At 61.8% G+C, this 12,775-nt stretch carries 11 protein-coding genes; 4 read left to right on the top strand and 7 right to left on the bottom strand.

Annotated features, from left to right (window positions below):
- Positions 1-13 precede the first annotated feature (13 nt).
- The 4 genes from MQH10_RS12620 to MQH10_RS12605 all read right to left on the bottom strand — a co-directional run bounded on the left by MQH10_RS12620 (position 14) and on the right by MQH10_RS12605 (position 5,128).
- Positions 14-871, bottom strand: coding sequence for a hypothetical protein (locus MQH10_RS12620; RefSeq protein WP_242564466.1), 858 nt, complete (start codon positions 869-871; stop codon positions 14-16).
- A complete protein-coding gene (locus MQH10_RS12615) occupies positions 868-1,245 on the bottom strand; it encodes a hypothetical protein (RefSeq protein WP_242564398.1) in 378 nt (125 codons plus the stop codon). The genes MQH10_RS12620 and MQH10_RS12615 overlap by 4 nt, the downstream gene beginning before the upstream one ends.
- 725 nt (positions 1,246-1,970) lie before the next feature.
- Complete coding sequence (locus MQH10_RS12610; protein ID WP_242564397.1) at positions 1,971-4,742, bottom strand: type IV secretory system conjugative DNA transfer family protein; 2,772 nt, start codon at positions 4,740-4,742, stop codon at positions 1,971-1,973.
- A 5-nt stretch (positions 4,743-4,747) separates the two neighbouring features.
- Complete coding sequence (locus tag MQH10_RS12605; protein WP_242564396.1) at positions 4,748-5,128, bottom strand: hypothetical protein; 381 nt, start codon at positions 5,126-5,128, stop codon at positions 4,748-4,750.
- A gap of 1,562 nt (positions 5,129-6,690) precedes the next feature.
- Between MQH10_RS12605 and MQH10_RS12600 the strand changes: the two genes are divergently transcribed.
- Together MQH10_RS12600 and MQH10_RS12595 are read left to right on the top strand one after the other, a co-directional pair.
- Complete coding sequence (locus MQH10_RS12600) at positions 6,691-7,986, top strand: SLC5/6 family protein (RefSeq protein WP_242564395.1); 1,296 nt, start codon at positions 6,691-6,693, stop codon at positions 7,984-7,986.
- 74 nt (positions 7,987-8,060) lie between these two features.
- Positions 8,061-8,768 carry a hypothetical protein gene (locus MQH10_RS12595; protein ID WP_242564394.1) on the top strand — a complete coding sequence of 236 codons (708 nt, stop codon included), beginning with the start codon at positions 8,061-8,063 and terminating at the stop codon, positions 8,766-8,768.
- A gap of 47 nt (positions 8,769-8,815) precedes the next feature.
- On the opposite strand, the gene MQH10_RS12590 is transcribed toward MQH10_RS12595, so the two are convergent.
- Together MQH10_RS12590 and MQH10_RS12585 are read right to left on the bottom strand one after the other, a co-directional pair.
- Positions 8,816-9,166: a DUF3768 domain-containing protein gene (locus tag MQH10_RS12590; RefSeq protein WP_242564393.1), complete on the bottom strand. Its 351-nt coding sequence runs from the start codon at positions 9,164-9,166 to the stop codon at positions 8,816-8,818.
- A 175-nt stretch (positions 9,167-9,341) separates the two neighbouring features.
- Positions 9,342-9,944, bottom strand: coding sequence for a hypothetical protein (locus MQH10_RS12585; protein ID WP_242564392.1), 603 nt, complete (start codon positions 9,942-9,944; stop codon positions 9,342-9,344).
- Between the two features lie 146 nt (positions 9,945-10,090).
- Between MQH10_RS12585 and MQH10_RS12580 the strand changes: the two genes are divergently transcribed.
- Together MQH10_RS12580 and MQH10_RS12575 are read left to right on the top strand one after the other, a co-directional pair.
- Entirely contained in the window at positions 10,091-10,315 is a 225-nt protein-coding gene (locus tag MQH10_RS12580) for a hypothetical protein (protein WP_242564391.1), read from the top strand.
- Between the two features lie 265 nt (positions 10,316-10,580).
- Positions 10,581-12,029 carry a recombinase family protein gene (locus MQH10_RS12575; protein WP_242564390.1) on the top strand — a complete coding sequence of 483 codons (1,449 nt, stop codon included), beginning with the start codon at positions 10,581-10,583 and terminating at the stop codon, positions 12,027-12,029.
- Between the two features lie 146 nt (positions 12,030-12,175).
- On the opposite strand, the gene MQH10_RS12570 is transcribed toward MQH10_RS12575, so the two are convergent.
- The gene (locus tag MQH10_RS12570; protein ID WP_242564389.1) at positions 12,176-12,538 is read right to left on the bottom strand and encodes a hypothetical protein; all 363 of its coding nucleotides are present in this window, start codon (positions 12,536-12,538) and stop codon (positions 12,176-12,178) included.
- Between the last annotated feature and the right edge of the window lie 237 nt (positions 12,539-12,775).

The following is a 12,775-nucleotide window of genomic DNA, read 5'->3' as shown; positions in this document are numbered from 1 at the left end:
ATGACGCTGAATCTCACCAGGTCAGCGTCACCTTGCCGCCGCCACCCCGGGCCCCGTCGTCGAGCAGGGCGTTCTGACTGGCGGCCGTGCATCTGGGAACATGATGGTAGTAGCCGCCGTGGCCGCCAGCCCCGCCATCATTGACGTAGCCTGCGCCGGTACGTCCTGGTCCGCCGCCGGCCCCTCCTAGGCCGCCAGGACCCCCCGAGCAATTCGCGCCGTACCCGCCGCGCAAGCCGCTCGTTCCCATCCAGCTATTGACCGATCCCTGCCCCGCTACGCTCGGAAGCAGCTGGACCGGATTGCGGACTGTTCCTGACGGGTTGCCGCCGTGGCCGCCGGTCGCGCTGACCACGAACGGGCCGTTGGGCCCATCCTCCAGCACGGACGAGGCTCCGCCATCGCCGCCCACCGCACCGACGGAGACGGTGGTATTGTCGTACATGAGCACCTCGTGCCCTCCCGCTCCGCCCGCGCCGACGTTCGCGGTCCAGACGTCTACGCCTGCCGCAGGCGCATAGATGGGCTGGGTTCGCTTGGCGTACCCGCCACCGCCGCCGCCATTGCCGCCGTCGCCGCCGGAGCCCTGGACGCCCCCGATCGTACCTCCGCCGCCGCCGCCGCCCGCGCCCCAGACCTGGATGGTGATCAGGATGCTCTGGCCAGCCGGCAGGGTGATATCGCAATCGCCGCCGCCGCGGCCCTGGCCCGCCGCGACCGGCCCGGTCGCGGGCTCGGCCTTGCAGATCGTGAAGCTGTAGGTCCCGGGCCCGCGGGTCCAGGAACCATGCGGAGCTTGGGCCCTTGCGACGAGGGGCACGCTGGCGATCAGAAGGACGCCCGCGGCGGTGATGAGTCTCGATCTAATCATTGGACGCTCCAGAGGCGGTCGCTTCGCCCAGGCGAGCTCGCCGAGTCATCGCGATTGCTCCAGGTGCTAGCCTTCCGGCCGGCCGCCTTCACGGCCGGGGGCGCCTCGATCAGCAGCTTCGCCTGCGAGCTGGAAATCACCGTGCGGTCCTTCGCCATGAGCTGATCCAGCTGAGCGGCCAGCTTTGTCCTGTCGCCCTTGGGCTGCTCAGGCTTCAGGACGAGCCGCTGAAGCTCAGCGGACGCGAGGGGGAAGGTCCGCCCGTTCACGTCCATGGATTGAGCGGTGGAGCCAGGCTTGGCGTGCAGATAGTCGGCGCAGAGGATCCCCGGGAAGTTGCCGATGTCGAGATCCGCGCAGCCATACTTGTACATGATGAAGCATCCGTGCCCGGGCCTGCAGACGTAGCAGGCGGCATCGGCCGTAGTCGTCATTGCCGCGGCAAGTGTCCCGGCAAGCATTGCTATCCGTACAATACGCATTGAAAAGCCCCTTCTTTTGTTCGCCGCGCCATGCTCAGCGCAATCCCCCATCGTGAATGCACGTTTCTCTTTTCCAAGAGCGCAGTCAATTGGGCATTCGGCACCAGCTGTTTCTCCAATTCCCCAGTTCGTCGGACCCGTGATTTGGCCGGTGAGAGGCACGCTGAGCGCATTGGCCTGAACAGGACCCGGGGAGGCCGTTTAGGCTCAGTTCATATCCAGGAACGGGCACCCCGACGCCATCCGCCTGCTGGCGATGACCTGCCTCCCGGTTCAGCCGTTGTCGCAGAACGCGGAGGTGTTGCTGACCGGATGCCTTCCGCACGCGCAAACTGCGTCATCCGGGGACGCGCTGGCTTAGGCGCCGCAGGGAAGTGGGCTGCAATTGCTTGCCGCCGTGACTGACGATCTGACTTCAGCCCGCCGATGCGCATAGGCGACGTCGGGTCCGATGAAATGCGGCGTAGTGCAGTCTCCTGCGAGCGTTGACCGGGCCATTCAGCAGCGGGGAATTCTGCGCGGCCATCTCGGAGCAGGGCTCACCAGGGTGTGTCAGGCGTTCTTCGCGATGCCGCCCGCCCTGCCGGTCTAGCGGGCGACCGCCAAATGCGCGGACGCTAGCGATCAGCGTCCGGACGGACCGCACCGGCCACGATCCGCGCGATGTTCTCGCGCCGCCGTTTAGCTTCCTCGGGAGACACCACCTTCCGCGTCACCTTCACCTTGTACCCGAGCACCGTGTTCTCCTCGGGCTCCGGGGTGGCGAGCTGCTCCAGAGACAAGACCACCTCGTCCGGGGTGAGGAACTGGATCTTCTCCATCTCGTCTGTCGATAGCCGGGCCTCGGCTGCCCGCCTGAGCGCGCGCTGTCGCTTCTGATCCGGCGCGATAGCCCAGACGAAGGTGAAGCCGGCGCGCAGGCACTTGGCGAGGTTCTGCGCCTCGTAGTCGGTGGTGGAGGTGATGGAGATCTCGCAGGCGATCGAGAGGTCTCCCCGGTGCAGCCCCACGTCCACCTGCCCCCCGGACACCGGCTCCTCGATCACGGCGCGGAACCCCTGGTCTTCGGCCAGACGCTTCACGAGGTGCTGCACGTACCGATGCTGGGAGCCGCCCTTGCCGGATTCGGTGGGCTTGGCGCGTGGCGGGGGAGGGGGCCTCGCATCATGCGACGGCCTGTTCGGTTCGCTACTCTCCGAAGCAGCCTCCCGCCCATCGGCCGACTCCTCAGCACGATCCGGACTCGGATCAGCCTGAGGTTCGTCGGATGGCGGTGGGGCAGGCCGGACCGCTGGTTCCTCCTGCGGCGGGGCGCGTGGCCGCTCCGCCCTGGGCGATGCTTCGGCCGCCGGCTCCTCGGGAGGGGACCGCTTCGGCTGGGCGCGGGCCGCGTCCGCGAGCGTGCCGCAGTACGCCAGGCGATTGCGGGCGAGCAGGGCCTCGTATTCCTCCTCGGTGAGGAGCGGCTGGCGCTCCAGAAAGCCGAGCGGCACGGCCAGGCGGATAGCCTGGGGCGTCTGATGCTTGATCCAGACCGCGAACTCCGTCTTCCCCGGCCGGCGCTTCATGCTCTCGATGAAGTCCGCAGAGGTGTGCAACTCGTCGGCGAAGGCGCGGGCATCCTTGGCGGAGACCCCGCCCGCGCACTTCATGCTGGTGTTCGAATGCAGGATGGAGCGCAGCCGCGGGGACAGCTGATCGAGCGTCTGGTGCGCCACCGTAAGCCCGACGCGGTATTTGCGGGCCTGGTTGAGGATCGTCTCGGTGTTGTCGTCGAAATACTCCTGCGCCTCGTCCACATAGACGAGGGTCGGGGTGCGGTCCTCTAGCGGCACGGTGGAGCGCTCCAGCGCCGCTTGGGCCAGCATGGCGATGAAGAACCGGCCGAAGAGCTGTGAGCCTTCCTGCTTCAGGAGGTCCTTGGCCGTGTTGATGAGGATGATCTTCCCGTCTTGCATGGCCTGGAAGAGGTCGAGCTTGTTGGCCGGCTGGGCGAACATACGTTCAAAGGCTGGGGTGGAGAGGACGCCCCAGAGCCGGCGCAGGATCTGCTTCTTCGTGGCGGCGAAGGATGGGTGGAAGAACTCGGTCTCGAAGAAGTACCGCGCCGAGCCCTCCAACTCGTCCATGTGCTTCTTGAAGGGCTTCCCGTCCTCCATCAGCTCCATGAGCGTATGGATGGTGGCGCCCGGGATCGTGATCATGAGCCGGGCAAGGTACTTGAAGATCACGCCCTGCTTCTGGGTGAGTTCGGCGCCCAGCAGCGCGCCGAAGAACGTCTCATACAGCTCCACGACGCCGTTCAGCACGCGCTCGCGGTCCACCGGCCGGTATTCCCGCAGACGATCCAGGTGCGCGTCGAAGAGGTTGAGGGCGGCGGGGAACTCGACGTCCGCCGGGTCAATCACGATGAGCCGATCAGCGAGACTATCCTCGGCGTCCGGGGAAAAGAGCCCGAGCCGGACGAGGCGGTTGATGAGGTCTCCTTGGCTATCCACCACCACGACGGACCGCTTGGCCCGCTGCGCGGCCACGAGATCCCCGTGGATCATGCGCTGCATGAGCTGCGTCTTGCCGTGCCCGGTGCCGCCGACGATGTGGCAGTGCTCGAAGCGGGCCTCCTCGGGGATCGCGAAGGGAACCGGCAGCTCCATGAGCGGCGCGAACGGCGTGCCGGCGAGGTACAGGTCTGCCAGCTCCGCCGGCGACTTGTTCCGCTGGGCGGAGGCCAGCACGAGCCGATGCTCGTTGCCCACAGGGTTGGTGGAGGGCGGCAGCCCCGAGGCGATCACCAGGTTCTGGGCATAGGTGGCGCGCACGCCCTCGAACAGGTCCAGGCGTAGGGTGTCGTCGTCGTAGGGGAAGTAGATGAGCTGGTCGATGAGGCCGGCCGGGTCTTCCAAGAGTTCGATGAGGGGGACTTCGAACGACGCGCCCTCTTCGTCCCAATCACTGAGGCAGCTCGGCGGCAGCGCGTCGATGATGGCCTGGCAGGCCACGATTAGGCGGCGGCTCACGATCTCATGGATGTGCTGGAAGTCCGCCGCATAGCGGCGGCGGCGTACCAGCATCTTGCGGAAGGCCACCGCCAGGACCGGATCGGACTCGATGGCCTGCCAGCGGGGCGCCATGGGGCCGATGTCTTCGTCGTCGAGGATGGCTTCGACGGCCTCGGCGAGCGCGACGAGCACCGGAACCGCGACATCTTCGTCCGATAACGCGATCACGCCCTGCCGTATGAATGCAAGGACGATATCGGACAGATCATGCTTCCCGAGGGCGGAGGCGCGCCAGCGCGCCTGGCAGTCCTCCCAGGCCGCGCGGGTCTCTTCGAACTCGCGGTTGCGGCTACCGCCGGCCAGCCAGTTCCGGATGTTGCCGAGCGCCACCGCCGCTACGCGAGTTCGACGACTTCCTCGCCGCCGAACGTGGCGGCGGCGGTAAGGATCGCCTTGAAGGTCTGGGCGGCCTCCCGGATCTGATCCTCGACCGCGAGCATCTCCAGGATGTCCTCGCACTCGACGGATTTGCCCTCGTCGAGATTGTTCACGGTGATGGTGAGGTTGAGCACCGAGTACGCGATGAAGCGGCCGAGCTTCTGGTATTCGTTGCCGCCCTCTTTGAGCGGCTTCTTCTCATACAGGAGGACGTTGCCGAGCTTGTATTTGCGGATGTGTTCGCGCTCCTCGGCGGTCAGGTCCGCGCGGACCGAAAGAGTGAAGACGACCTTGCCCAGCATGCCGTCGCGCTGGTTACGGCGAAGAAGGAGTTTCACGTTGCCCCCAAAATCTCTCAGACTTGAGGCGAAAACAACCCCAAGAGGCATTGGTGACAAAACAATTTAAGAGAGTCAAATGAGCTCGGACCTTCAAGCGCAAGCGCCCATCGGTCATCGCACGCCACGTCGGAGCTTCGAGGCGCAAACGGCGCTGCGGCGACTAGCTCGTGCAAGGGTTGTCCGGTCCGCGTCAGTGCTTCGCATAGGGGGCGTTGTTCAACTTCATTGGTTCGAGGCGCGGTTCCAGAGAATATTCGGCCGGCATGTCGGCCGCCTTGGTGACGATGTCCTTGTCGTCGGATACGGACTTGGTGTCGCGTATAAGGCCATCTGCCAGTCTTCGAGACGCGCCGCTCGAGTGATAGAGCTAAATCGGGATGTTATATCGTTCGCCGTCAGGCGACGAGGTGTCCATCAAGGAAATATTATTGCTGGATCATGGCAAAAATACTTCAACGATGCCTCTGCCAAACTCCCGCCTATTGTATACTTTGATGCCTTCCCCGTAGTGCGAGGATTTTCCTATTCAGCTGCCGAATTTAGAAGGTACTTGACGCCGTTTCTCTTGGCTGCGGCGCGACCAGAGGTGCAGCGAGCATACTTCGTTGTATTTGATCGACACCCTATCTCATTTCAGGTCCCCGCGGGCTTCAGATCTAGCCGCGTCCTAAGCTTCGCTGTTCCTGCAGACCAGCGCACGAAAGCTTTCACTAGGGTCTCGCTCTACGCCCTAACCCGAGCAATCCCAACGGAGGTTGCCATCTCAAATAATTCGCGCAACGGTGGCGTCGCGGGAGTGGCTAGTGGGGCATGTGATGCGCATTGAACCGAGTGACCGCTTTCTTGCGGTAGCAAACCTAGAGCTGAATGGTCAGGAATCGAAGCTTGATGGAGAGGGACGAGTTCAACCAGAATCTGGGGTGGTTGAAGGCGAGTATCGATATGAGTCCTTACCCCTCCTCGTAGACCCGCTTTTTTTCAAATCGGTTCTGGTTACCGGATATCCTTCAATATGCCGGTCGATAGGGGGTGTTCAAAACCCCTTCAAGGCAGGAAGTTACTCCTATCGTCGATCTCTCGACTTTGGTGATCACGGCGCCATTTCCTATGATGCAGATTGCGTTGTTAGATCTGACGCAGGCGGGTCACTTCTTGAGAGCGTCTTTGACGTTAAGGGCGACCTTCGGATTCCCTCGATAGAAGTGGCGGATTCGGTCGTCGAGGTCTGGGTTCCAGGCGATCGCTATGTATTTGGGTCATTTACTATGGCCTGGAAGAAGGCGGACGGTAGCGGGTACGTGGTTGCGCACGCTCGCACGCGGTACGAAATTCCGTTGGAAGCCGAGCCGCTTAAACGGCTCTGTCATCGGCACGTCCGCTTTCCCCATGCAAGTGCTGGAGGGGGCAGGTTGAATATTACTCAAGAGTCGTGGATAATATAGCAATAATATAGTGGCCAAAAAACCATGAATTACTACGCCATATCAGCTGTAATATTGTACATGTTCGCGCTAATTTGGGTTGGTGTTCGTGGGCGCCGTCTGGCTGGCGAAGGCCGAATGTTCAATGTATTCGGGCGGCGAGCTGGCGTTGTCCGGGCGACCGCTGGCTACCTCAGCCTAATCGGCGGGGGCGAACTGCTAACCCTTTCCCAATTCGGCTACGACAATGGCTTAGGCGTGTTGTGGTTTCTCGGCGGGATCGTGGCGGGTTTTGTAGTTCTTGCTTTCGTCGGAGACCGGATTCGTTCAAGGGCCGGTGCTATAGGGGCAAACACATTTACTGGACTTGTCCGGGCCGAATACGGATTGACGGCCGCTTCAGGGCTCGGATCCGTGTACCTAATTGCTCTCGGTTCTCTTTTGACGATTCAATTTATAGTAGGAGGCGATCTTCTATCCACCGTCACGGGACTGAATCCTTCAATAACGTCGATAATGATGGGGGCTGTAATTGTCTCCTATCTTCTGGCTGCAGGTTATGTGGCCGTCCTGAGTACGGATGTATTGAGGGCGATTATGCTCTCCGTGGTGCTATTCGTTGCCTTACTATCGTTTCAGGTGCACGGCCTCCGCGTCGACAGGTTGGCGGGCGCAGAGTATGGAGCGTTGCCAATTTCTGACGGGATGACGCTTCTTGTTCTGGGCGTCTTTGGAGTCATTTGTGCTGCGGACGTTTGGCAGACTGCGATCGCATCCCGCAGCAAGGTCGTTCTCCAGCGATCAATGTTTGGCGCGGCGGCGGTCTTTCTTGTGGTCGGATCGCTGATTGGTCTGCTCGGAGCCCTGACCAGGCAGCTTGTTCCGCATCTCGGCACCGGCGTCTCTGCCCTTGTCGCCGCGTCGACCCACGCGGTTTCGCCTGAGTTCGCACCGCTAATGGCGTTGATGATTATCGGGGCCGTTATGGCGACGGGCGACACTGAGATCTGGGTAATCTCCACGACCCTGCTAGGTCTAAGGAAGGGTTCGCCCTCATTGGGTGAGCAAGATGAGAATTTCCAGAAGGATGCAAAGCGTCAGACAAGGATCATGATCCCAATCGTGACGATTGTGGCAGTTACTCTTGCGTTCATTACGAGAAACGCGCAGGGATTATACGAGAGCCTGCTGATATTGTTAACGGCCGTGGCACCGGGAGTGCTCGCAATAGTGTTTGGAATTTCTAATAAGCTGGCCGTTTCGGCGTCTATTTGGGCCGGAATTCTCTCGTTTATTATGCTGGCTATTGCATTTAGGCTTTCGATACCGCTTTCATATGCCTTTTTGCCAGTGATTGGGTCTGCTGTTTTGCTTGGGATTGGGCTTTTGAGCTCGGCAGTGCGTCAGAAATCGAAGACCACGCGGGCGAAATAGTTGAGGTCCGCGCCTAAGCGTATCCGGGCGTCTGCACATCGGGCGAGGGCGCGCAAATGCTATGGGGGACGAGTGTGGCCGTACAAATCGGAAGCATCTGGTCGAATATCAGAAGCGCATATCTCAATTCCAAATTCTTTTGGTGGGCCGTTACAATCGTTGTCCCGATAATTTTTGTTTATTTCGGCGTGAAAGTGACTCCTGAAAAGGTGCCGGCCATAATTGTAGCTATTTCACTATTCTCCACAGCGGCGTGGTCGTACATAAATTTGCTTTTTCCTGCTACTTGGCAAAGTAACTCTGTGTTTGGCAATAAGATTGCCGTGTACTTGATGTTTTTAACTCTATTTGTGATAATACTAATATTTAGCGCCGGTATAGTGGCATTCTACGCATCGAAAATTGTGCGAGATGATTTTTCGCCAAATAGCCTCTATGTGTCAGGAGTTGAACTTGGGAATGTTGGACGAATTGTAGATTTTGTTCTTGAGTATCATGCGATTGTATTTGTGGGGCTATTTACTTTGATAGACCTTCTCGTGCTGTGGGGCTCAAATAGATCTCACGATGGGTGGAGAAGAAGATTTTCAAATATTATTGTCTTTATAGATGCTCCAATATTATTGGGGCTGCTTATTGTTGATACATTGTTGAAAAATGCCACTGGATCTGGCCGTGAGTTTTCTTTCTATTTCTTCGAGGCGGGCGCGATTGCTTTCCAACTCCTTGTCGGGACGATCTTTGCGATGGTGTTGGATGTAGTCGAAGACGAAAGGGCCTAACCCTAAAAACGAAAATGGAACGGCGGCTGTTGAGGCCGCCGCGGAAGCTAGTATTCTGACGCGAGCATGGCCGTAAGGACGCGACACGTCACAGCTTCATCTGCCGGGTCCGGAGACCCGCCATCAAGATCTCGGTTGTAGTAGTCAATCTTCCAGAACAGACGCTCGCCCGCGAGCGAGAAGGCTCCGAAGTCGTGCTCGCCGTGGGGATCGTTGTCCCGGTCGAATGCGCTGAACGCGATCACCGCGCGAACGGCCTCGTTAACAAGAGCCGGCCCCAGGGCTTGGACCCCGCTGGTTAGGAGCCACCGTACGGATTTGGTTGTCGCGGGCCCAGCGGCCCGGGCTGCGTCATTGAGGATGCGGATCGCTGCCGCGTCTCTGTCGCGCGGGGACATTAGCGCCCCCTGCGAACTGCACGGCGGAAGGATTCCGCTCGCCAAGCACCAAGAAGGAACATGTCGTCTCTCCCGCTCACGTCGGGAACGCCGGCCGATCCGGCGCTCCCGGATGGGCGGGAGAGACATCCGCTGTCATTGTATCAGGCGGGCGGGCAGGACTTCGGAGACTTCGCTACGCCCGCGCGCGTACCTTTGAACCTTTGACGGCAGCGGGCGTCGCTTGCGCGATGGCGTATTCCGCATGCTGGAGCGCATCGGGCTCGGCGCGGAAGAACCACCGCCTCAGGACGGTGAGGTCTTCGTCCGCGGCGAGCGCCGGCTCCAACACCCCGAGCGCGCTCTGCAGGGTCCGGTCGCAGCTCCGCTCGATGGTCTTAAGCTGGGTGAGGTCGTGGTGGTCCAGACGGCCCTCGACCACGTGCCCGGTGATGCAGATCGCGTGATTGGCCGCGATGTAGAGCTGGAAGAGCGCGCCTTTGGGGGACGTGGCGCGCTTGAAGCTGGCCAGATCCCGGATCGCGTAGAGACGCTCATAGAGCGTCCGCATGAGCTCTTCTGCCGTAGGCCCCTCGATCACCGTGCGCAGCTGGCGGACAGCGGGGAAGTCCGCGTCTTCCCACTCCTCAGTCTGTTCGTCACGCATGTCGAAATGGCCGAGAGCCTTCATGGCGCGGAGGATGCGGGCGGCCTCGCTCGCGAGATCTGCGACCGGACATGGGGCTTCCGCACGCGGGCGCGGAGCGGTTTGGGGCACAAGGCGAGCGACGGTCTGCATGGCTGTCTCCTTATGAACAAGCAGGAGGCAACGGGGTGCAATGCGGGCGCCCATGCGGGCCCTCTGATCACCGCAAAGTGGGGCAGAACCCGCTGGCGGCTCGGGCCGAAGGGTGGGAACCTGCGTGCAGCTATCAGGAGAGCCCCATGCGTCGATCCATCGCCCTGTTCGCCACATTCGCCTTCATGGTCAGCCTTGCGTCTGCGGCCGATGCCGCGACCCAATGCCGTGACGCGAAGGGTAAGTTCATCAAGTGTCCGGCATCGGCCGCGTCGACTGCACCCTCGACCAAGTGCCGAGACATCAAGACCAAGAAGTTCGCCAAGTGCGGCGCGCCCGGTACCGAAGCGGTTCCGGCGAAGCCGAAGTAGGGCCTTGCGAGGGCGTTCGTGAAATCTAGCCGGCTGTTGTGCGGGTGCCTACATCCAGGAAGGCCTCCTTGGCCGGCGGATGGGGAACGACGCCAAAAGCCTGAAGAACTCATGCCAGAGAGTTCCTCGCTAAGGTCATGGCTCCTGGGAGATCATGAACGCCATTCAAGTCGCCGTTACGCTTGCCGGCCAAGCTGCGCCGCGCGGTGATACCTCTCCGCATCTGAGCTAAACTTCGGGCCATGGGGATTGAGAGGAGCGTCCCATGACGCCGTCGTCCAGCCCGCGCCGCGCTGCCCAGTACCTGCGGATGTCGACCGAACATCAGCGCTATTCCATCGAGCATCAGGAGGCCGCCATCGCTGCCTATGCGGCGGACCGCGGATACACGGTGGTCCGCTCCTACGCCGACGCCGGCATCAGTGGCCTGGACCTCCGAAAGCGGAAGGCCCTGCAGCAGCTCCTGGCCGATGTCCTCGGCGGCGATGCTGGGTTCGAGGTTATCCTCACCCTGGACATCAGCCGCTGGGGACGTTTCCAGGACCTCGACGAGAGCGCCCACTACGAGTTCGTGTGCCGCCAAGCCGGGGTGGGCGTCGAATATTGCGCCGAGCCCTTCGAGAACGACGGGGCGCCGGTCTCATCGCTCCTCAAGCACATGAAGCGGATTATGGCGGCCGAATATAGCCGCGAGCTGTCCAGCAAGATCAGGCGCGCCAAGCGCCTGACTGCCGCCAAGGGCTATTGGCAATGCGCGGAGCCCGGCTTCGGTCTGCGCAGGATGCTGGTGGATGAGCAGCGCCGGCCCGTGCAGATCCTCGAGGCGCACGAGCGCAAGGCGACGAGCGCCTACAAGACCGTCCTGGCACCCGGCCCGCCGGGCGAAGTGGAGACCGTCAGGCGCATCTACAGCCTCTTCGTCGTCGGTGGCCTGAAGCGGACAGCCATCGCGCGGCTGCTCAATCGCGAAGGCGTGGCGACCAATACGGGCCGTCCCTGGGACAACTCGAAGGTCCACCGAATCCTGGTGTCGCGGAAATACGCCGGCATCTACGTGTACGGCCAAACCTCCTACGTGCTCGGACGCCGAATGGGTCGGACGCCGCCCGACCAATGGATTACTGCCGAGGCCGCTCACGAGCCAATCGTGGAGCGCTGGATGTCGGACGCGGCGATCAGGATCGTCGCCGGCCGACAGGTTCGGCTCGACGATGCGTCGATGATCGAATGTCTGCGCGGGGTGTTCGCCAAGTATGGCCGCCTCACGTCCGATCTCATCGACGCGGAGGAGGGATTGCCCTGCACCGAAGTCTATCGAAAGCGCTTCGGGTCACTCGTGAACGCCTATCGCCTGGCAGGATACGACCCGACCCATCGGCAGGCTTGGATCGCCACGGTCGACCGGCGAGGCCAGCGGTCCTATGTCCGACGCAATACCGGCGAACTTCTGACCAATGACGACCTGCTGGCACGGCTGGCGGATCTGCTGCGCCGGCATGGGCGACTAAGTCGGTCGCTGATCGATGACGCGCCCGAGCTTCCCAGCGCCACCATCTGCTGCGATCGGCTGGGGGGCGGCCTGGCTAAGGTCTATGCACAGGTCGGATTCGAGCCGACGGACTGGCGGCAGGTCACGGCGCTCAATCGCTGGCGCGCAGGGCGCTGCAGGCCCAGTTCCGATCAGAACGCTCCGACAGGATCGGACGCAGGCTAGCGTTTACAGCGTACAAGTCTTTGACGAACGTCCCGTTAGCGGGCTTCTAGGGCCAAGGGATTGCACTTCTCAATCAATGACGGAGTGTGCCTATGCCCCATCTCGATCCTTCGTTGGTCACCGCCCTTGCGCTCCTTGCCGAAGCCCTAGCCAAGCTGGTGTGGTCCATCCGCCGTCGGCGATAGGGGGCCATTGGCTTTGGCGGCTTGGCGCAATGCAAGCCCGCCGGCCGCCAACACCACGGCGCTGAGCAGGTAGCCAGCGAGGAGGACGATCTCCTTGTTGCCCCCGGCAAGCAACAGACCGGCGTGCGCAGTGCAGGCGAGGCCTGCCACGACCGAAGCGCCTGGTGCGGTCTTTTCGCGCGCGATCAACAGGCCTCCGGCCATCAAGGCCATGAGCAGTGGCAGGGACACCCAGCCTGCCAGTTCGTCCGTCATGATCCAGGCAACGGCCAGTATGCCAGCGCAGGCGGCCAGGGCCGCCCAGTACGTGAAGTTGGGACGCATGCTCGTCCTCCTGTAGCGTAAGCTCTGGTGCACGCTATCACCCTAGGCGGCGGTGTGAATTGAGCGGGGTCATGCTGGATTGAATCTCACCGCACCGGGATTGGTCGGCTTCATTCGCGGCAGTCTGGTTGGAAGCGCCCGGCAACGCCTTAGGCCCAGACCAAGCAATCTCCCGATGACATTCACCCGCCGACCATGATGGTCCAGTTTGCACTTTTGGCCGCTAGCGGCCAACGT

The sequence above is a fragment of the Phenylobacterium aquaticum genome (assembly GCF_022695515.1).
In the GTDB taxonomy this organism is placed as follows: domain Bacteria; phylum Pseudomonadota; class Alphaproteobacteria; order Caulobacterales; family Caulobacteraceae; genus Phenylobacterium; species Phenylobacterium aquaticum.
Note: the sequence above shows the minus strand (reverse complement) of the source record. Positions and strands in the feature narration are given on the sequence as shown.

Bases quoted from the DNA above. Each gene is read 5' to 3' on its own strand.
- MQH10_RS12570 (WP_242564389.1), bottom strand. From the start codon at position 12,538: ATGCGTCCCAACTTCACGTACTGGGCGGCCCTGGCCGCCTGCGCTGGC.
- MQH10_RS12580 (WP_242564391.1), top strand. From the start codon at position 10,091: ATGCGTCGATCCATCGCCCTGTTCGCCACATTCGCCTTCATGGTCAGC.
- MQH10_RS12600 (WP_242564395.1), top strand. From the start codon at position 6,691: ATGTTCAATGTATTCGGGCGGCGAGCTGGCGTTGTCCGGGCGACCGCT.
- MQH10_RS12590 (WP_242564393.1), bottom strand. From the start codon at position 9,166: ATGTCCCCGCGCGACAGAGACGCGGCAGCGATCCGCATCCTCAATGAC.
- MQH10_RS12585 (WP_242564392.1), bottom strand. From the start codon at position 9,944: ATGCAGACCGTCGCTCGCCTTGTGCCCCAAACCGCTCCGCGCCCGCGT.
- MQH10_RS12575 (WP_242564390.1), top strand. From the start codon at position 10,581: ATGACGCCGTCGTCCAGCCCGCGCCGCGCTGCCCAGTACCTGCGGATG.
- MQH10_RS12620 (WP_242564466.1), bottom strand. From the start codon at position 871: ATGATTAGATCGAGACTCATCACCGCCGCGGGCGTCCTTCTGATCGCC.
- MQH10_RS12615 (WP_242564398.1), bottom strand. From the start codon at position 1,245: ATGTACAAGTATGGCTGCGCGGATCTCGACATCGGCAACTTCCCGGGG.